At 55.6% G+C, this 19,793-nt stretch carries 17 protein-coding genes; 8 read left to right on the top strand and 9 right to left on the bottom strand.

The window, feature by feature from the left end:
- The coding region (locus VEV40_RS08830; RefSeq protein WP_324831691.1) for a carbohydrate porin at positions 1 to 1,367 on the bottom strand (1,367 nt) is incomplete at its 3' end.
- 209 nt (positions 1,368 to 1,576) lie between these two features.
- On the opposite strand from VEV40_RS08830, the gene VEV40_RS08825 reads away from it, so the two are divergent.
- Positions 1,577 to 1,849, top strand: a complete 273-nt coding sequence (locus VEV40_RS08825) for a metal/formaldehyde-sensitive transcriptional repressor (RefSeq protein ID WP_324831689.1) — start codon at positions 1,577 to 1,579, stop codon at positions 1,847 to 1,849.
- Between the two features lie 135 nt (positions 1,850 to 1,984).
- On the opposite strand, the gene VEV40_RS08820 is transcribed toward VEV40_RS08825, so the two are convergent.
- The 4 genes from VEV40_RS08820 to VEV40_RS08805 form a co-directional block, all read right to left on the bottom strand.
- Positions 1,985 to 3,118 (bottom strand): ferritin-like domain-containing protein, encoded by a 1,134-nt coding sequence (locus tag VEV40_RS08820; RefSeq protein WP_324831687.1) that lies wholly within the window; start codon positions 3,116 to 3,118, stop codon positions 1,985 to 1,987.
- A 136-nt stretch (positions 3,119 to 3,254) separates the two neighbouring features.
- Positions 3,255 to 5,855, bottom strand: coding sequence for a [protein-PII] uridylyltransferase (locus VEV40_RS08815; protein WP_324831685.1), 2,601 nt, complete (start codon positions 5,853 to 5,855; stop codon positions 3,255 to 3,257).
- Between the two features lie 182 nt (positions 5,856 to 6,037).
- The gene (locus VEV40_RS08810) at positions 6,038 to 6,376 is read right to left on the bottom strand and encodes a P-II family nitrogen regulator (protein ID WP_324831684.1); all 339 of its coding nucleotides are present in this window, start codon (positions 6,374 to 6,376) and stop codon (positions 6,038 to 6,040) included.
- Positions 6,377 to 6,417: 41 nt separating this feature from the next.
- On the bottom strand, positions 6,418 to 7,815 hold the full coding sequence (locus tag VEV40_RS08805) for an ammonium transporter (protein ID WP_324831682.1): 1,398 nt from the start codon (positions 7,813 to 7,815) through the stop codon (positions 6,418 to 6,420).
- A gap of 321 nt (positions 7,816 to 8,136) precedes the next feature.
- Here VEV40_RS08805 and VEV40_RS08800 point away from each other — a divergent pair, with 321 nt between their 5' ends.
- The 4 genes from VEV40_RS08800 (at position 8,137) to VEV40_RS08785 (ending at position 13,357) form a co-directional block, all read left to right on the top strand.
- Positions 8,137 to 8,709 carry an NADH-quinone oxidoreductase subunit B gene (locus tag VEV40_RS08800; RefSeq protein WP_324831680.1) on the top strand — a complete coding sequence of 191 codons (573 nt, stop codon included), beginning with the start codon at positions 8,137 to 8,139 and terminating at the stop codon, positions 8,707 to 8,709.
- Positions 8,710 to 9,179: 470 nt separating this feature from the next.
- Positions 9,180 to 10,745 carry a hypothetical protein gene (locus tag VEV40_RS08795; protein WP_324831679.1) on the top strand — a complete coding sequence of 522 codons (1,566 nt, stop codon included), beginning with the start codon at positions 9,180 to 9,182 and terminating at the stop codon, positions 10,743 to 10,745.
- A gap of 131 nt (positions 10,746 to 10,876) precedes the next feature.
- Positions 10,877 to 12,877, top strand: coding sequence for a transcriptional regulator (locus VEV40_RS08790; RefSeq protein ID WP_324831678.1), 2,001 nt, complete (start codon positions 10,877 to 10,879; stop codon positions 12,875 to 12,877).
- Between the two features lie 15 nt (positions 12,878 to 12,892).
- Positions 12,893 to 13,357, top strand: coding sequence for an N-acetyltransferase (locus tag VEV40_RS08785; protein WP_324831677.1), 465 nt, complete (start codon positions 12,893 to 12,895; stop codon positions 13,355 to 13,357).
- Here the strand turns inward: VEV40_RS08785 and VEV40_RS08780 are convergent.
- Both VEV40_RS08780 and VEV40_RS08775 read right to left on the bottom strand, forming a co-directional pair.
- Complete coding sequence (locus tag VEV40_RS08780; RefSeq protein WP_324831675.1) at positions 13,341 to 13,901, bottom strand: hypothetical protein; 561 nt, start codon at positions 13,899 to 13,901, stop codon at positions 13,341 to 13,343. The two genes, VEV40_RS08785 and VEV40_RS08780, sit on opposite strands and share 17 nt — an antisense overlap.
- 93 nt (positions 13,902 to 13,994) lie before the next feature.
- Positions 13,995 to 14,426, bottom strand: coding sequence for a VOC family protein (locus tag VEV40_RS08775; RefSeq protein ID WP_324831673.1), 432 nt, complete (start codon positions 14,424 to 14,426; stop codon positions 13,995 to 13,997).
- 146 nt (positions 14,427 to 14,572) lie between these two features.
- On the opposite strand from VEV40_RS08775, the gene mqnE reads away from it, so the two are divergent.
- Positions 14,573 to 15,724 (top strand): aminofutalosine synthase MqnE, encoded by a 1,152-nt coding sequence (gene mqnE / locus VEV40_RS08770; RefSeq protein WP_324831672.1) that lies wholly within the window; start codon positions 14,573 to 14,575, stop codon positions 15,722 to 15,724.
- Between the two features lie 27 nt (positions 15,725 to 15,751).
- On the opposite strand, the gene opgC is transcribed toward mqnE, so the two are convergent.
- The gene (opgC, locus tag VEV40_RS08765) at positions 15,752 to 16,957 is read right to left on the bottom strand and encodes an OpgC domain-containing protein (RefSeq protein ID WP_324831670.1); all 1,206 of its coding nucleotides are present in this window, start codon (positions 16,955 to 16,957) and stop codon (positions 15,752 to 15,754) included.
- A gap of 139 nt (positions 16,958 to 17,096) precedes the next feature.
- On the opposite strand from opgC, the gene VEV40_RS08760 reads away from it, so the two are divergent.
- Both VEV40_RS08760 and VEV40_RS08755 read left to right on the top strand, forming a co-directional pair.
- Positions 17,097 to 17,600, top strand: coding sequence for a MarR family winged helix-turn-helix transcriptional regulator (locus VEV40_RS08760; protein ID WP_324831668.1), 504 nt, complete (start codon positions 17,097 to 17,099; stop codon positions 17,598 to 17,600).
- Between the two features lie 13 nt (positions 17,601 to 17,613).
- Positions 17,614 to 18,477, top strand: a complete 864-nt coding sequence (locus VEV40_RS08755; RefSeq protein WP_324831667.1) for a pirin family protein — start codon at positions 17,614 to 17,616, stop codon at positions 18,475 to 18,477.
- 84 nt (positions 18,478 to 18,561) lie between these two features.
- On the opposite strand, the gene VEV40_RS08750 is transcribed toward VEV40_RS08755, so the two are convergent.
- On the bottom strand, positions 18,562 to 19,740 hold the full coding sequence (locus VEV40_RS08750; protein ID WP_324831666.1) for an acyl-CoA dehydrogenase family protein: 1,179 nt from the start codon (positions 19,738 to 19,740) through the stop codon (positions 18,562 to 18,564).
- Positions 19,741 to 19,793: the final 53 nt, after the last annotated feature.

The following is a 19,793-nucleotide window of genomic DNA, read 5'->3' as shown; positions in this document are numbered from 1 at the left end:
CAGACGGGACCGCGGTCGCGGTTGTAGCCGGGATTATCGATATGAGTGAGGCCGAGGGCAAAAAAGATGCCTCGCCATGTGTGCCAGTTGTAATAGCTTTCGATGATGTTTTCTCGTCCATAATTAAGGCGGCCATCGCCTAACAGGAAGCCGAGACCCCCGTATTTGAGGTAGTTCTGGTGGTCCTGCTTGATGGCATTGGTGACGAAAGCGACACCGATTTTATCGACCGGCCGATGCCAGCGACGGCCGGTCAGATCACCGCCGAACTCGACTGTCTGGTCGTCTTCGGTGTATGCGAAAGATTCATGCTGCCCTTCGTTCCAGCCGAAGCGGCTGAAGATGCGGAAATCTTCGGTGATCTCCTGCTCGTTATTCCAGCCAAAACCATATTTCACGGCGCCGAAGTGCTCGTGTTTCGTGATTTCCGGCGTAGGGTCCGTTCCGTCAAGGTAGGCATCGACCGCCTCACGATAGCTGCCCATGTGTGCGTGGTTCACATAGCTGAGGATGCGCGTGACGCCTTTGCGCCCGGGAATGAAGGAGTGGCGCAGCTCGAACTCCCAGTTTTGGCCGCTTGCGCGAGAGAATGCCCAATCGAGATTAATGCCGTTGGCGACGGTGGGCATGGCGGCGAGACCATAGCGGGCACTCCAGTTGCAATCGTCGTATTCGGCCACGCCCGCAACGGTGTAGCCGCGTGTATCGGCCGCATAGTCCCATGCGCCGTTGTTATCGATGGTCCAATTTGTGAATTGCAAATGGCTGTCGCTGCCGATGGAGTTGATATCGAAGACATCGGGCAGGCTCATTTTTCCGATGCGGAACTCGAAACGGCGTACGGGGACTTGGGTTGCGAGCGACGATGGACCACGGTCGGATGCGGTCATTTCGTCAGTGAGGCCGACGATCTGATGGATCTCTCCGCGCGCCAGATAGGGCACAGAACTGAGATTGGGATTGCGGACTACATCAAGATTTGTAAACCCGGCGAGTCCCAGGGCCTGGCTTAGACCGCGCCCACCCGCGCTCTCGAAATCGACAATGAAGTCGGTGTTGTAGCGGGCATCGTGGTGCGGTTGATAACCGAGAAAGAGCGTTCCGAGCAGCGAGGTCTTATATTCGCCAGCACCGTGCAGGCTGTTCGTACCCTGGTAGGGCGAGTGGAAGGGTGGATGCGCCTGAAAAATGATGTTGGTTTGTCCAGAGATCCACCAGGGCGCACTCTCGCTGTGTGGAAACATGGTCTTGGACGGATCGTCCGGGATTTCATGCTTTTCCGCGGCTGCTCCAGGTCGATCCAGTCCGGAATGGTTCCTCGCAGCTTCGGTATCCGCGATGAATTGAGGCCTTGGGCTGTCGGGCAAGGATCCCTCCATCTGGGCGCGACTCCACATGGAGCACAGCATCAGAGCCATGATTGTCAGCAACTTGCGCAAAACAGCCTCCGAGCTGTGTGATGGTGGGAACGGGGTGTCAGAATCTGATCTTTACCCAAGAGTGTTGCAGAAGCGTTACAGGGCTGGGCCTTCTCTGTGTTGTATCATATCCCCCTAGGATATAGGGAGAGAAAGTTATGAATCATGCAGACCGGGAGAAGCAGAAGCTGGTAGCAAGGATTAAACGAATTCGCGGACAAGTGGATGCTATCGAGCGGTCGCTTTCCAGCGGTGACGATTGCGCGGACGTGCTCATGCTGCTGGCGAACGTGCGGGGTGGCGTCAACAGCCTGATGGCTGAGGTGCTCGAAGATCATATCCGGCTACACATGCTGACGGAGAAGAGCGTGCTGCCGCCGACAGATCTCGCTGAGGATTTGATCGATTTGGTAAGGGCTTACTTGAAGTGATGGTCTAGTCTTTCGCGCGAGATGTAGTGCTTCTTTTCCGCACCTTCATCCGGTAAGGGAGATACTTTTGCGGATGCTTTTGCGGTAGAGAAAAATCCCCAGGTCTCATGAATCGAGACCTGGGTACCAGCAGACTTAGAATTCCCGTCTGGCTGCATCCGCATCTGCAGCCAGACTACGCAACAGTCTGAAGAACGCGGGGCGTTGACCGATGAAGAGACCCATGGACGTCAGAAAGTTGACCACATTCATGGCAATCCCTTTTGTTTCTGTGGGACGGATGATTGAACATGGCGGGAGTTTGCGGCTTAGGAATGGACAGGGCTCCGGCATGATCAGGTTTGTCTGAAATGTCTCGCCGCCAAAGGGCGCAGAATTCAGATCGGGGAAGGTCACCGATACCCCGGTTACCGGGTCTACAACGTTAGCCTTAGGCGGCGCGTTGCCGGCCTTGTCCGACCAGGTCTGGAAATGCATGGTTTCGGTAGGGCCAATGCTGATTAGAATTCTTAAGACCTCTACGCTGGTGGCTCTCTGGGCCATCGCGGGATAAAGGCTGTTACCGCCTTGTTCGATGGTGGGGAAGTGAAAACCTGCAGTATTCGCGATCGCCTGAAGAAAGTTTGGGTCTGCTGTATCGGCATCTGTGCGAGGGATCGCTGTATGTTTTCCGACGGCCAAAGTGGGAACCGCCTGCGGAAAAACGAAATTCGGATCGAGGTCAGGATTGTTGGCGCTGCTGCGGTAGCGGGTCCACCAACTTGTATCCAGTGTGAGTTCCATCAGGTTTGTCAAACGTAATTTTCCACTGGAGCCGGTCGCTGTGCTGCCCGCCAAAGTGCGAAACTGCTCAAGGTCAGCAGGTTGTTCACCTTTGGATACCAGGTATGCGTTGAGGAAGTTCTGGTGGGTAAATTCGTCGTCAGTATTGTCATGGACATACTGCGCCATGTCAGAATCCAGCACTGAGAGCGCTGCCGTGTAGGCAGGATTACCGCTGCCATCGGGTTCTTCGCTATCTTGAATACCCCCGAGTTCGTTGTATTGCACCCAGAAGTCGGTCTCGAGAATTTCCGCCGCTGCCGCAAAACGAAGCAGGGCTGCATCTCCTCGGGTGAGACGACCTTTATGGTCGTCGTGGTCGTGATCATCATCCGCTAAAACGGATGGGCTACTGGTTAGAAACCCCGCACCCGCTGCTGCAGTAAGTCCGCTCTTCATGAACGAACGACGGTTGATGGGGGTTCTCACACTGCTCCAGATATCCATACACGAAGTCTCCTTGGTCAGAAGCATGAATCTGACAAATGAAGCTCGTGTCAGAACGGCGTCAGAAGATTGTCATCTGTTTATCTAGTTTTGACAGCAAAAAAAAGACCGATATCGGCTATATAGGATCGTGCGATCAGTGACGTAGCGATTCGATGGCCTGCGTCAGCGAAGCGGAGAGCTGTTGCTGGTGAGATTCGCTTAGCTTCTTCCCTTGCGCTGTGAGATAGAAGACGTCGATGGCAACCTCGCCTTCCGTGTCGATGAGCGCAACTTCGATGTTGCACTTCGATTCGGCAAAGGCGCTGGCTAACTCGCGGAGCAGGCCAGGGGTGTCCTGCGCGACGACTTGCAGCAGAGTGCTGTGGGTTGAGGATTCGTTGTCGAAGGCGAGGCGGGTTTCGACGTGCACCTTAACATTGTTGCGGCGGCTGGCGTGGCTGCGGGCGCGCAGGAGCGTTTGCAGCGAAACCTTCTTCGAGATAACGTCGCGAATGCTTTTCAGGAAGCGGTCGACTTCGGTGGGGTTGAGTTCGAGGGTCTGAAAAGGATCGGTGAATTGAAAGGTGTCGACGATGACTCCCGCGCTGTTGGAAAATGCATCAGCCTTGACGATGTTCATGCCCCAGGCGGAGAGAACGCCGGCCATATCCGCGAAAAGCATGGGGCGGTCGGCTGTAATGAGCGTGACTTCCTGCAACTGGCGGACGGTACGGAAGGCCAACTGGACGGGTTCTGTCACGAGGTTGAGCGCCATGCGGAAGTGGCTGCGAATCTGGTCGGGCAGGCGAGTTTGCAGGTAGCGCTGCGGCAGTCCCTCAAGAAATGACTTCAATTCTTCGGCGCTGTCTGGAACGAGCGCCACAATGCGGTTCAGGAGGCCGGTATCGGACTCGACATGATAGCGCTCTTCATCCACGCTGCGATCAAGAAAGTTCGACGTGGCGATGTAGAGTTGCCAGAGATTTTCCGCTTTCCAGGGAGTAAGCGCGTCAGGCGCGACAGATTTGATGTCGGCGAAGGTAAGCAGAGTGAGCATTTTCAGCTGTGCCTGGCTGCCTACTTTCTCCCCGAATGTGCGCACGCTTTCCAGGTCGAAAATATCGCGGCGCAGCGCGGAGGACATTTCCAGATGATTGCGGATGATGCGGCGAACGGTTTCGCGCTCTTCTGGATCGAAATCGAGGCGCGCGAAGAGGCTTTCGGAGAGTTCGACGCTCTGCGCGCAGTGGTCGCCGGTTCGCCGCGCTTTTCCGGTGTCATGCATCAGGAGCGCAAGCAAAAACAAATCGAGGCGGTCAATTTCCGGCAGCAGGGCGCCGAAGTGTTTCTCCCAATCGTGGGCGGGCTGGCGCAGGGCGTGCACATTGTCAATGACCAGGAATGTGTGCTCATCAACGGTGTAGCGATGATACGAGTCGCGGATCACGAGAGCGTCGATGCCGTGAAATTCGGGAATGACGAGCTCAAGCACGCCAAGGGCGTGCATGGTTCGGAGGGCATGAGCGGCATGCGGACCTAGGAGGATTTCGCGGAGACAGTTCCAGAGGAACGGCCCTTCGGGCATCTGCACGGCAAGAACCGGCAGGGCTTCGGCGACACGATCTTCAGCGGACTGGCTTAACTTGTAGCCATGCACGGCGATGAGGCCGAAGATGCGCAGTACGCTGTCGACGTCACTAACCGTTGCAGATTCGTCTAGATCGAGCCGTCCGTTTTCTAGAAAGAAATCAGTCCCTGCAACAGGCGTGCGGCGGCGGCGGAATTGTTTATAGAAAGAGCGGCGGGGCGGCGGTACGTCGTCCATGAGCAATGACGTGCGGCGGAAGATGGTGCGCGCGTGGCGATAGTATGTTCGCATCCAGTAGGCGGGATCGGCGCTGCCGCTGGTATCCAGACCGATGCTTTCTTCCGCGGCTTCGTCCTGCGCATGCCAGTCGAGCGTATTGTCGTCGCGTCCGCAGCGATAGTGCAGGAAACATCGCACGGCGGCGAGGAAGTCGAATGCCGATTCGAGATCGTTATGGACGGTAAAAAAGTTATTGGATGAGGGTCGTGGCCAAGCCTTCTGTGCCTGCAAGGCGAAGAACAGACTAAGCCACTGCGAGAGGTGATAATCACGCAGGCCGCCCGGACATTCCTTAATGTTCGGCTCAAGATGAAAGATGGTGTTGCCGTATTTGATGTAGCGCGCGCGCGCTATCTCGGAGAGATTGTGGACAACAGTGTTCCACTCGCGCAAGACAAGCGAGGGAAGCAGATCGTTTTCCAGGCGCTTATAAAGTGTGTAATCGCCGCAGAGATAGCGGCGGTCTAGCAGCGAGACGAGGAACTCGAGATTGTCCGGATCGACATGGTCGCATTCCTTCCAGGTACGGGTAGCTGGGCTGGCGCGCAGGCCAATGTCCCACATGGCCTGTGTGCAGGCGCGGATGATGCCGTGGTAGTCGCGTTCGACGCTGTCGTTAGCGCAGAGAAAGAGAACATCGACATCGGAGTAGGGAAAGAGTTCTTTGCGGCCGAAGCCCCCAGTGGCTACGATGGCGATACTGGGGGCTTCGGATGGATGATCGGCAAGTTCATTCCAGAGCTGGCGTACGACTTTGTCGACGAGTGTGGATCGACGGCGGATTGCTGCTGAACCATCGCCAGTGCGCTCAAAGGTGAGACGCAGGTCGGCTGTGTCTTTTTGGTAGGTGTCCCGCATTCGCGGAAGGGATGGCGACTGTGGCGTCATGCGGTGGTTCTTAATGCGTTCTGTTTGTAAGTTGAGTTGAGTGCTTTTCCCATTCACAAAATGCGCGAAAGGGTGGGGCGCTCCATTTCGTTTCCTTGTTGCGAACTACAGGTTCCTCCCCTCCACGCCTTAGACGTTCCGGCCAGGAAGGCAAGTACTATGCAGCGCTGCTAAGAGTGTCCTTACAGTGCTGCAGGTCCGCGCTCGTCGTTGCGAATGCGGATAGCTTCATCGATTTTCGAAACGAAGATTTTGCCGTCTCCGATTTTGCCGCTGCGCGCCGAAGAGAGAATCGCCTGTATGGCTTTTTCGACCAATTCGTCGGGCACTATCATCTCAAGCTTGATCTTGGGGAGCAGATCGACTGTGTACTCGCGGCCACGATAGAACTCAGTGTGGCCCTTCTGGCGCCCGTGGCCGCGTGCCTCTAGAATCGTCATGCCCTCGATACCTACTTCCAACAGGGCGTCCTTTACTGCATCCAGCTTTGACGGTTGAATCACTGCTTCAATCTTCTGCATAGTGTCGTCTCAAGTGTTTCAGAGTAACAGGTTGCGTCCCCTTAAGAGGCGAAATCATAGCCTTCTTCGCCGTGCTGGGTCAGATCGAGGCCCTCGACTTCATGTTCGCGGGCAACGCGTAAACCAACCGTCAGGTCAACCAGCTTCAATAAAATCAGGGTGCCAACGATCGAGATGGTCCAGGCGATAGCGATTCCTACAAGCTGGTTCAAAACCTGGTGCCAGTTGCCATCCACTGCACCGGAGGGCAGCGCGTTCCCGTTCGTATCTTTAAAGATCGGATTGATAGCGCTGGAGGCGAAGACACCAGTCAGAAGCGCGCCCAGGGTACCGCCCGCTCCGTGCACACCGAAGGCATCGAGCGAATCGTCATAACCGAACCAGTTCTTGACCTTGATAACCATGAAGTAGCAGAAGATTCCGGCGCAGAGCCCAATGATGATGGCTGACATCGGCTGCACAAAGCCCGCGGCGGGAGTGATGGCAACCAGCCCGGCGACTGCGCCGGAGATGCCGCCAAGGGCGCTGGGCTTGCCGTTACGAATCCACTCGGCAACCATCCAGCTGAGGGCCGCGCCGGCTGCTCCAAAATGCGTATTCACAAAGGCGCTGGTGGCAAGCGTCCCGGAACTAAGTGCGCTGCCGGCGTTAAATCCAAACCAGCCTACCCACAAAAGACAGGCGCCAATAATACTGAGCACGACTGAGTGCGGCGGCATGGCCTCGCGGGGATATCCGACGCGCTTGCCCAGGTAGAGCGCGCAAATGAGAGCGGAGACGCCAGAGGTGATGTGGACGACGGTGCCACCGGCGAAGTCGAGTGTAGGAAAGCGGCCGCCGAGCGACGCATTGAGCAGCCCGCCTTTACCCCAAACCATGTGGGCCATAGGCGAGTACACGCAGATGGACCATAGGGTGAGAAAAAGCGCCATGCCGCTGAACTTCATGCGCTCAGCGAAAGCGCCGGTCACGAGCGCCGGCGTGATGATGGCAAACATCAGTTGGTAGATCATGTAGGTCTGCAGCGGCAATGTGGATGAGTAGTCGGGGTCAGGAGTGAGCCCGACTCCACGGAGAAAAATGTGATGAAGGCCGCCGATGAAGCTGGTGCCGGAGTCGAACGCCAGGCTGTAGGTCACAATCGCCCAGAGCAGGGTGATAATCGCCATCATGGCGAAGCTCTGCATCATAGTGGCGAGCACATTCTTTTTACGGACAAGACCGCCGTAGAAGAGTGCGAGTCCCGGGCCCGTCATCATGAGAACAAGGGCCGCGCTGGCCAGCATCCACGCATTGTCAGCGCCGGATTGCGCGGCCGTCACCTGAGCCTGGAGTTTTGCGATCTGATCGGCGGTGGTCCCTGTTTGCGCGGCGGCGGACAGCAGGCTGCCGCTACCGAATGCCAACGCCAAAAGCAGCTTCACACTACGAGGGTGCATATCACTCCGTCATGCTTGCGAGGGGCCTGCCGCCCTAAGTGTTAACAGACCCTGTGAATAGACCAATACCGGCCGGTTCTGCGCCGACAAAATAAAAGAATGCGAACGATAAGCTGTGCAGGGCGCGTGTGGATGCAGCCCGAAACGCCCGTAAGAGTTTCGTGAATATGTTGCAGTTACTTTTACATATTTCGTGAAAATCGCAAACAGCATTTTTCAACGGTGTCCGAGATTGTCAGTTCGTGCTCATTGCAACTTTTTATTTTTCAAATGTGAATGGAGCCGTTCAAATCGAAGGCAATGCAGCGTTATAGTAGAGATATGAGCGAATTAGCGCGCGACCGATATCTGTTTGGCTCGCTGGAGAGCAGCGCGAAGAACCGAGAGAAACTGCGTGAAGTAAGCTATGGATACGATCAGCCCGACGGCGTGTTTCTCACTTCGCTGGATGCTGCGATCAACTGGATTCGCAAGAGTTCAGTGTGGCCGATGACATTCGGCCTGGCCTGCTGCGCGATTGAGATGATGTCGATGGGCGCTTCGCGGTTTGACGTAGCGCGTTTCGGTGCTGAGGTGTTCCGGCCGTCGCCGCGGCAATCCGACTTGATGGTGATCGCGGGTCGCGTCTCTCAGAAGATGGCGCCAGTGATCCAGAGGCTTTATGAGCAGATGCCAGAGCCGAAATGGGTCATTTCGATGGGCGCTTGCGCAACTTCAGGCGGAGTTTTCAACAACTATGCGCTGGTACAGGGTGTCAACCAGGTTATCCCGGTGGATGTGTATGTTCCCGGCTGTCCGCCGCGGCCCGAGCAACTGATCTACGCTCTGACCCTGCTGCAGGAGAAGATTCAGCGGGAGCGGGGAAGCCTGAAGCGAGTTTTGAACTTGCAATAACTGAAAAGATTCAATAAGTTAGATATGGGTCAAATTCAACGGGTGAATCGTTCGCGGAAAGTACAAGAAACGATCGCTCGTTCAGGGCGCTTTTCTGCTGCAACGGCGCTCTGACTTCAGCTTCGCCCCAAAGTAACTGCGAAGGTGCCGGGACCGCGAAAGGTAGCTTTTCAGGCAACTCATTGAAGAATTTGTGCTCTAACGTAATCAACCTGTGGTAGCTTTTTATACCGTCGCAGTTTTCGTTACCGAAGTTTGTCTTTGGGCTTTACCTGGGCTTGACGTTTGAGCCTGTTTCGTGGTTAAGCGTGAATTTTCAAAGTATGGTTTCGGAGGATAGACGCATGCAATCTCGTCCGTTAAGTTCCGTGAGCCGAATTCTGCTAGTTGGATGTGCCGTAGGACTCGGAGCTTCGAGTCTTTTCGGGCAGACTTCGACTCCAGCACCGGCTGCCCCGGCTGAGCAACCAGTGTCCCGTGTGGACGTATTTACGGGGTACTCCTACTTCGCACCACATGGAACGGTGAATACGCCGTTGCCGGATGGAACGACATTCAGCGATCGTTATTCATCGGTGGACTATGGTGCCCTCGCCAGCGTGGCCTATTATTTCAACCGCTATTTCGGTGGCCAGTTCGAATTTGGCGCGCACCCTGATGGTAATAATGACCAGTTCTACACCTACCAGGGCGGTCCGATCTTCCGCTATCCAACCTCGGAGGGGATTACGCCGTTTGTCCACGCCTTGGCCGGAGCAGCAAATGTGGGCGGTCCAAATGCGGAGCCTATTGCCGTGCATCACACGGTGTGGGGGCCGGCGCTTACAGTAGGTGGCGGCCTCGATTACAACTTGCCGTTCTTGAATCATCGTCTGGCTCTGCGTCTTTTCCAGGCCGATTATGAATACATCCACGCGAATTTTGGACCGCAGCCGGTTACTGGCGGACGCGCCAATATCGACGCGGCGCGCCTGAGCACGGGTATTGTCTGGAAGTTCGGCAACATCATTCCGCCACCTCCGGTTGAGTACACCTGCTCGGCCAATCCGGCATCGGTTTATCCGGGTGATCCCATTACGATTACCGGTACTCCCACTAACCTGAACCCCAAGAAGACAGCGACTTACAGCTGGTCTGGTCAGGGCGTGACGGTCAAGGGCGACACAGCGACGGCCAACGTAGATACCACCGGCTTGCAGCCCGGCAACTACACCGTTACCGGCCATGTGAGCGAAGGCCAGAAGCCCGGCCAGTTTGCAGACTGCACAGCAAACTTCACGGTGAAACAGTATGAGCCGCCAACGGTAAGCTGCTCGGTCAATCCGTCCAGCGTGAACGCTGGCGACAGCGCCACGATTACGGCAACTGGCGTTAGCCCACAGAATCGTCCGCTTACATACAGCTACTCCGCATCGGCCGGTTCGATCAGTGGCACGGGCAACACCGCAACCCTCTCCACCACCGGCGCACCTGCAGGAGCGATCACGGTTACGGCCAACGTCTCCGACGACAAGGGCCAGACTGCTTCTGGTACTTGCTCGGTTACGGTGAATGCTCCGCCGCCACCGGCTCCAAAGACCCAGACTCTCTGCTCGATCACATTCAGCCGTGACAAGCGGCGTCCGGCTCGCGTAGACAACGAAGCCAAGGCCTGCCTCGACGACGTGGCGCTCAATGCGCAGCGGTCGGCCGATGCATCCGTGGTAGTGGTTGGTAATTCAACGCCAGACGAGCAGAATCCGCCGAAGAAGAAGGGCAAGAAGGCGGCTCCGCCGGTTGATCTGGCCGCGCAGCGCGCAGTCAACACGAAGGACTACCTGGTGAAGGAGAAGGGCATTGACGCCAGCCGCATCCAGGTCCGTACAGGCACAGCAGGTGCGCAGGAAGTTGAGAACTACCTGGTACCAGCGGGTGCTAATTTCGATACGGACGTGCCGGGCACGACCGCGGTCGATGAGTCCACAGTGAAACCGCAGACTCGCAAACCACTACCTGAGCGGCATCACCGTAGCTCCAAGAAAACGTCCAGTCAGTAAAGCGTGATTGGATCTAACTAAAGGGCCAGCCTTCCGGCTGGCCCTTTACCTTTCAGGCGAATTTGTCATCAAAATAGAAATGAATGCTGGCGGATGTACTATGTTCGCGAATAGATTGATATCAGGACATCATGAAACGTAAGCTTTTGCAGCTGTTTCTGCTTGGTGCAAGCCTTTTTGGAGTTTCCACGCTGACCGCCCAGGGTATTAGTTCAAACTGGATACCGATAGGGCCTGACGGGGGTGATGCGCGCAGTTTCGCGGCTGATCCGGGAAACCCTCAGCATCTTTATCTGGGAACAACAACAAGCTGGATCTACCAGTCCACAGACGGCGGAAGCAGTTGGAAGCGGCTTGCGAAGCTCGGAAGAGCGAACGATCTGGTAGTCGATAGCCTGCTGGTAGATTCTTCCAATGTAAAAACGCTGTTTGCTGGAGTCTGGCAGGTGGATCGACCCGCTGGTGGCATATATATAAGCCATGACGGAGGCGCGACATGGACGGCAAGCGCCGACATGGAAGACCAATCGGTACGTGCGCTGACGCAATCACATTCCAATCCGAAAACACTCGTTGCGGGAACGCTGAAGGGCGTTTACCGCAGTGAAGATAGGGGCTTGCACTGGAAAGAAATCAGTCCAGCAGAGAGCAGCGAAATTCATGAAGTTGAGTCTATTGCGATCGATCCTTACGACCCAAAGACGATTTATGCAGGAACGTGGCATCTGCCGTGGAAAACAACGGATGGCGGAGAACACTGGCACAACATCAAAGAAGGGCTGATCGACGACTCCGACGTGTTTTCGATCATCATTGACCCGACTCGGCCTACTGTTGTGTATATGAGCGCCTGCTCCGGCATCTACAGGAGCGAGACTACAGGCGAACTTAACCGCAAAGTCCAGGGCATCCCTTCGACAGCGCGTCGCACCCGCGTGCTGATGCAAGATCCGGTGAATCCTAAAGTGGTGTATGCGGGTACTACAGAAGGTCTTTATAAAACCGCGGATGATGGCGTGGACTGGTCACGCCTTACCGGACCCGACGTCATCATCAATGACATCTATGTCGACCCAAAGGATACGCAACATGTTCTGCTGGCAACGGACCGTAGCGGTGTGCTAATGAGCAATGATGGCGGCGTGACATTCAACGCTGCCAATGCAGGCTTTTCACAGCGCCAGGTGGCCGCAATTCTTACGGATGCAAGGCACGAGGGCACGATCTATGCCGGCGTGCTGAACGATAAAGGTTATGGCGGCGTATTCGTAACGGAAGACGGCGGAACGAGCTGGCAGCAGCGCAGCCAGGGACTGGACGGCAAAGACGTATTCACACTTGCTGAAACCGATGATGGCGCCTTGCTGGCGGGAACAAATCGCGGCATCTTTCGCTGGTCAGGCTCAGAATGGGTACAGGACGGGAATGTGGTGAACTACGAGCAGAAGCCCATATATGTGATGAGAAAGGGCAAAAGGACAAAAACAACCAGGCAAATCACACGTTCTGGAGATCCTATTAACTCGCGGGTGAATGACATCAATATGGGAACCAGCACATGGTTTGCGGCGACCTCGGAAGGGATCTATCGAAGCGAAAGTCAGGGTAACTCCTGGATTGGGCCCGTGCTCAAAGGCGACAACTATCGATATGTCACTGCTAAAGGCAATGTCGTACTCGCCGCGAACCGCCAGCAGTTGATGATCTCTGATGATAGCGGTACAACCTGGCGCGAGATTACGCTGCCGCAGAAGCTCACAGCCATTCAGGCGGTAACCACCACGCCGAAAGGCACCCTTTGGGTCGGCGGCCGCGAGGGGCTCTTCTACAGCGAAGATGAGGGACAGGACTGGCTGCAAATGACGAAGCTGCCGCTGACCGACATCAATGGTCTGAGCTACAACCGTGAGATGGGAAGAGTCATCGTCACATCTTCGTTTTCTACGGTGGTCTTCGCCATCGACGAAAGCAGCAAAACCTGGAAATGGTGGGAGGCCGGCTGGACACTCCACTCGGTGCGCTCGCTGGGGAACCGGCTCATCGCCGCATCGCTTTATGATGGGGTCGTGGTCCAGCCTAGGATGGAAGAGACAGCGGCCGCTGCCAGCAGCAGGGGCGGAACGCAACCATAGACCTTGCAGGCCGTGATGCGATTGCGTCCGTTTGCCCGTGCAGACATAAATACCCTCTATAGAATCGACCAGATATGCTTTACTCCCGGAATCGCATACTCCGAGGCGGAGTTGGGTTACTATCTGCAATATCCGAAGTCGATCACCCTTGTTGCCGAAACGCAAACGCGATCGATTGCGGGTTTCTGCATCGGACAGGTCTATGCCCGCGAAGGCAAAACAATCGGACATATCATTACCATTGATGTGCTTCCCGATGCACGCAGGCAGGGCACAGGCCGCTTGCTGCTTTGCGCAATCGAGGAACATTTCCGGACAAAGAAGGTGGGTTTGATCAGGTTGGAAGTGGCCATTGACAACCTGCATGCACAGGCGTTCTACCGGGCAATGGGCTACGCGCGGATTGGGACAATCCCCAATTACTATGCTGGGCGATTAGACGCGCTGGTTATGCACAAAGCGCTCATGGCTGATGCGTAGCGGCTGCAACTGCATTCGTGAGGGATGTCTTTTTATCGCCGGTCATGCGCCCTGAGGTCTTCCAGAGCACCTGCCCGTTTCTATCGACAAGCACCAATATGATTTGTTTTTCGTTCGGGATGCTCAAGGCGCGGCGGAAAGTGTCTTTATTTGTATAAAGCGGAATGATCCAGTGCCATGTCAGCGAGTCGGTTTCTACGCTGCGCAATGAGGACGTGTCCCACCAACGAAAAATGAAATTTTCCTCGCTCGATATCGGCATCCGATAATAGCGGAACTGAAAATTCATATGCTGGAGCGCCTCTGCTGTGGGCATCCATGTGTCAATGTCTTTAGACTGCTCCGGCTCGAAGGAAACTAAAACCAGATTGACTTTGCCCTCGAAGTCGGATGGCAGATTGACTTTCGCTTTGTCGAGACTGTAAGTGGTGATTGCCGGGAACCTAATGACCGCCGGAGAGTCGCCCTGCTGTAAAGCGCGCGAAACCGGCAGGAAGACAAAGCAGAAGGCCACAAGAGACAACAATGAGGTGCGATGGGGCAAGCGAAATACCCTGAACGGTATGATTTGTGAAGCTTTCTTCTTGACGCATAGTATCAGCGCAGACGCTTTGCGCGCATGTGAAAGTTTACTGGCTTAGTGCCTGGCGAGGGTCGCTCCCCATTCCTCCGGACTCAAATCGCGGGCATGCCGTGAGAAAAGCCAATGGTGGCCGTCAAGGTCTACAACACTATATTGACGCTCGCCATACTCGGTTTCGTGCAGTTCTTCCACGATTCTTGCTCCCTCTGCTCTGGCTCTGGCGTAATGGCCATCCACGTCATCGAGGAAGATGGTGAGAGACTGTGTGCCATATCCCAATTGCGCTGGAGTTGCCTGATTTGGCTCATTTCTGACCATGATGCAGGCTTTGCCCGCATACATTTGCGCGCCGCTGACGGGATCGCCATAGCGATAGTGCTCGGTAAACCCGAAAACCCTTTTCAGCCACGCAATGGCTTCAGCAACGTCGTGATAATGGATGTGCGGGAGCACCGTATCTGTGGGCACGGAACGGTTTTGTTTCATATGCGCATCTTACGGCGGTCTGTGCAAGGTGTTTCTTGATTGTGACGAAACGTTTTTAATTCGCGGCTGTCATAAGGGGTTGGGCATGCCGAAAGGTCTGAATCACGGCATCATCTTGTGAAGCTGTTGCATTATCATAAGTAGTGATGAGCATAGAGACGGCATTCGTGGCGGAGCGGCGGCCTTTTGCGACTGACGATGCAAGGCTTCAACCGATAGCGAAGAAGGTGCTGGCAGGCGAACGGCTTGACTTTGACGATGGTCTGACTCTCTATCGTTCGCCCGACATACTGGCCGTCGGTTGGCTGGCGAATTACGTTCGGGAAAAGCTACACGGCAAGATTACTTACTTCAACGTTAACCGGCACATCAATCCCACGAATGTCTGCGTGGCTGCCTGCCGCCTCTGCGCCTTTGGCCGTAAGAAGGACGCCGACGGCGCTTACACAATGGCGCTCGAACAGGCATGGCAGACAGCGGCTTCCGGATACAGCGAAGCGGTGACCGAATTCCACATTGTCGGAGGACTGCACCCTGACTTGCCGCTTGAATATTTTCTTGATCTTGTAAGCGGCTTGAAGGAACGCTTCCCGCAGGTCCACATCAAGGCTTTCACTATGGTCGAGGTTGCATTCTTTGCGCGACGCGCGAAGCTTTCCATCCGCGAAACGCTGGAGCGGCTGCGCGACGCGGGCGTTGATTCGCTGCCTGGCGGTGGCGCGGAGATTTTCGCCGACCGCGTGCGGCACATCATTTGTGACCACAAGATCGATGGCGACGAATGGCTGGAGACGGCTCGCACTGCGCATCAGCTTGGCTTGAAATCTAATGCGACGATGCTCTACGGCCACATTGAAAACGAGGAAGACCGTGTGGATCATCTGCTGCGTTTGCGCGCTGTCCAGGACGAGACTCATGGCTTTCAGACATTCATCCCCCTGGCCTTCCATCCGGACAACACCCCGCTCGACCACCTGCCGCGCACAACCGGTCTCACTGACATCAAGCAGATTGCTGTGGGCCGCCTGCTGCTCGACAACTTCCCGCACATTAAGGCTTACTGGCAGATGATGACGCCAAAGATCGCGCAAATTGCGCTGCGTTTCGGCGCGGACGATATCGATGGAACCGTGATCGAGGAGAAAATTTATCACGACGCCGGAGCGACAACGCCGCAAGGCATGCGCCGCCGCGATTTGGAACGCCTGATCCGCGAAGCCGGCCGCGAGCCGTTCGAGCGCGATACCATGTATCGCACCGTCACGCGAACGGAAGATACCTTTACCGTCGCCGTTTAGCGCAGGTGCTAACAAAGCCTTCCACTTTTATTTAGTTGCCGCGCAAACCGGCTCTGTTTCCGTAGGTGATGGAACCGAAACTGGTAACTCGGCAGACATAACCTGTTTCCGGCGTTCACGTTTTGCGCGGGCTTCCCGCTGCTTACGGACCTCGCGCACCGCGACCAGCACCAGCGCAGCAAATGTAACGGCCAGCAGCGTGATCGCGACCCAACCGTGCAGTTGCGGAACATCACTGTACAGCAAGGCCAATCCGACAAAGACAAAAAACACATGCGCGCAAAAGACGTGCAATGATGCCTTGCCTAGTGTAAGGAACGGCTCCACGGCGACAATTCGTAGCACGTACTTGCGCATCCAATAGAAGACAATCGTAAAAGTGACGAGATTCACAACACGCAGCGGTCCAATCTGCCACTTATCGAGTTTCATGCCCAGGGCTTGTTGGGTAAGGTGTGGGCCTAGCCATTCATAACGTATGCCAATAAAAAAGAGGCAGATAGCCGCGGATGCGGCAACCACATATCCCGGAATACGTTTGAGGGGAACGTCACCTTCGGCGGATTTTGCGCCAAGCCACAAGCCTGCGATCCATACCGCCTGCCAGGCAAAGAGATTAAATGAGCCCGTTTCCTGTAATGGGATGGGCAAGTGCGTGACGTAGACGACGATTCCATGCACGAAGTCGCGCAAGCCGAATTGCGCTAAGAGCCATATGGTGCCGCTTAAGGTCAATATCCTTCCCCAGCCGCGCCTTCCGGCCGATGAAAGCACAAGCGGCGTAAAGAAGAGGAAAATGACATACATTGGCAAGATGTCCAACAGCGGTGGGCAGTAAAGCAACAGGATGGAACCGGCAATCGCGACGAATGGATGCGCAATATAGAAGTCGAGCAGATTGTAAATGGCTGCGCGATGGGTCGTGACGGCATAAGCAGCGACGACGGTGAAGGCAAGCGCCAGCATCAGCAGGTGATAGGCATAAATGCGTAGCGAGCGTTGCCACAGCCTGGCGCGCAGGGCTGATCCGTCTTCCAGCGCCTGCCGCAAATAGATGCGGCCGACCAGCAACGCGGAAAGAAAGACAAAACCCTCAGCCGAGGACACAAAGCCGATAGTCTGGTTTACAAAATCGCTGAAGCGCGTAGGCAGATGAGTCAGCGTCATCCAGACGAGGAACAGCCCGCGCAGGGCATCGAGTTCGGGGCGTCTCTGTGGCTTGGGAAGGTACATGAGCGGTTCGACGGACTCCAGCGCGTAGAACTTTCTTAATTAGAACACCCAATAAAAGAACGGGTTGCGTCAGGAGAATGAACGGCCTCGGGCCATGTTGAATCTTTTTCCGTGATCAAACATCTTGATATCAAGATAAATGAAAATCGCCGCTGCAAACTCGAGAACAGATACCAGCGGTATACACCTCTGGCTGGTGCTTTGGAAGGCTTTCCGCTCAGTGGAGGCCCATGCTCACAGACACATTGCTGGTCTGGGCATGTGCCTGAGCGACTTCGGCGTGCTGGAAGCGCTGCTGCATAAAGGTCCATTGACGGTAAACGAGTTAGGCGCGAAGGTGCTGCTCACCAGCGGGTCGATGACGGCAGCGCTCGACCGTCTGGAACGACGCGGCATGGTCGAACGAAAAGAGGATGACGTGGACCGGAGGAAACGTATCATCCGGCTTACGCAGGCTGGCACGGCATTGATTCGTAAAGCATTTGAAGACCACAAAAGAGCAATGGAACTGGCTGCTGGCGGCGTCAGCAGAAAAGACCGCGAAGTGCTGATCGATTTGCTGCGGCATTTGGGATTGAGCGCTGACCGGAATGCGGTGCAGCCGCCGAACAAGAGTGTTGGAAAGAGGAGCAGGAAGGAGTAAGGAAATGTCTGAAATGAAAAAAGTACTTGGAGTGTATGGACCTGGGTCAAACCATTGGGTGGGCGACGGTTTTCCCGTGCGCAACATGTTTCCGTCGAATGGGTTGAAGGATGAAATCAATCCGTTTCTGATGCTGGACTATGCGGGGCCGTCCTACTTTGAACCATCGAAGAAGTCGCATGGCGTTGGCGAGCATCCGCATCGCGGATTCGAGACTGTGACCATTGCCTATCAGGGCGCGGTCGAGCATCGCGATTCCGCCGGCAACGCAGGTGTGATCTTCCCCGGCGATGTCCAGTGGATGACAGCAGCATCCGGTGTGGTGCATGAAGAAATGCACGAGAAGGAGTTCGCCAAAAATGGCGGCACCTTCGAGATGATTCAGCTCTGGGTAAACCTGCCGAAAACGGTGAAGATGTCGAAGCCGCGCTATCAGGGCATCACAAAAGAGCAGATTCCATCGGTCGACCTCGGCAATGATTCCTATGCCCGCGTGATTGCCGGAGAACTGCATGGCGCGCGCGGACCGGCCATCACGTTTACTCCGATAAATCTCTTCGACGTGCGCCTGGCTGTGGGCAGCAAGGTGGAATTGCGGATTCCCGAAGGGCACTACACAGGCGTCTTCGTGCTGAAGGGCGATATCGTGTTGAACGGCGTGGACTCGATCAAAGGGGAAGCGCGTATCGCTACACTGAGCCCCGAAGGCGAGCTTGTCGCGCTCGAAGCAAAAGAAGACTCAACACTTCTGGTGTTGAGCGGCGAACCAATCAACGAGCCTGTCTTCAGCTATGGCCCGTTCGTGATGAACACGCGCGACGAGATCATGCAGGCCGTGCGTGATTACAACGACGGCAAGATGGGTCATTTGGCGTAATGCCATCTATTTTGCGGATCCTTCGTGCGCTGATGGAGTGTTGTCATCCTGAGCGAAACGAAGGATCTGTTTTTCTGCATAAACCTAATACGCCGGAATTCCCGTCACACTCTGACCAATAATCAGAGTGTGAATGTCATGCGTCCCTTCATAGGTCTTTACCGATTCGAGGTTCATCATGTGGCGCATGATCGGATAATCATCGGTGATGCCGTTGCCGCCAAGGATGTCGCGCGATAGGCGCGCGCATTCGAGCGCCATCCACACGTTATTGCGCTTGGCCATCGAGATGTGCTCGAAGCTGACTTTGTCAGCGTCTTTCAGTCGTCCGACTTGCAGTGACAGCAGTTGGGCCTTGGTGATTTCTGTGATCATCCAGGTGAGCTTTTCCTGCACAAGCTGGTGGCTGGCGATGGGCTGGTCGCGGAACTGCTTCCGCAGTAGCGAGTATTGCAGTGCCGTGTCATAGCAGGACATGGCCGCGCCGATCGCTCCCCAGCTAATGCCGTAACGCGCCTGGTTAAGACACATAAGCGGCGATTTCAGCCCGCCAGTGCCGGGCATCAGGTTCTTGGCCGGAACATGAACATCCTGCAGCGAAAGCCCTGAAGTAACCGAGGCGCGTAAGGACCATTTGCCATGCACATCGTATGCGGTAAAGCCGGGACGGTCGGTCTCGACCAAGAATCCGCGCACGCGGTCGCCTTCATCTTCCACTTTTGCCCAGATGACAGCCACATCGGCAATCGTGCCGGAAGTGATCCACATCTTTTCGCCATTGAGAACGTATTCATCGCCGACTTTGCGGGCGCGCGTGCGCATCCCGCCGGGATTCGATCCGAAGTCAGGCTCAGTCAGCCCGAAGCAGCCGAGCTTCTCGCCTTTCGACATCAGCGGAAGCCAGTAGTCCTTCTGCTCGTCTGAGCCGAAGGTAAAGATGGGATACATCACCAGCGCGGACTGCACGCTTACGAAGCTGCGCACGCCCGAATCGCCGCGCTCAAACTCCTGCATCACCAGGCCGTATTCCACATTCGACATCCCGGCACAGCCATAGCCATGCAGATTCGCGCCAAAGAAGCCTAGCTCGCCCATCTGGGGTATCAGCTCGCGCGGAAAGCGGCCTTCACGGTTGCACTCCTCGATGATCGGAATGAGGTTGTCTTCGATAAACTGGCGGGCGGTGTCGCGCGAGAGGCGCTCGTCTTCGTTAAGAAGCGCGTCGAAGCCGATAAAGTCGACCCCCTTGAACTTAAATGCCATTGTGAATGATTTACTCCGTTCTCAGGCTGAAACTACTCAGACTAACAGAGCAA

The organism is Alloacidobacterium sp. (assembly GCF_035631355.1).
In the GTDB taxonomy this organism is placed as follows: domain Bacteria; phylum Acidobacteriota; class Terriglobia; order Terriglobales; family Acidobacteriaceae; genus Alloacidobacterium.
Note: the sequence above shows the minus strand (reverse complement) of the source record. Positions and strands in the feature narration are given on the sequence as shown.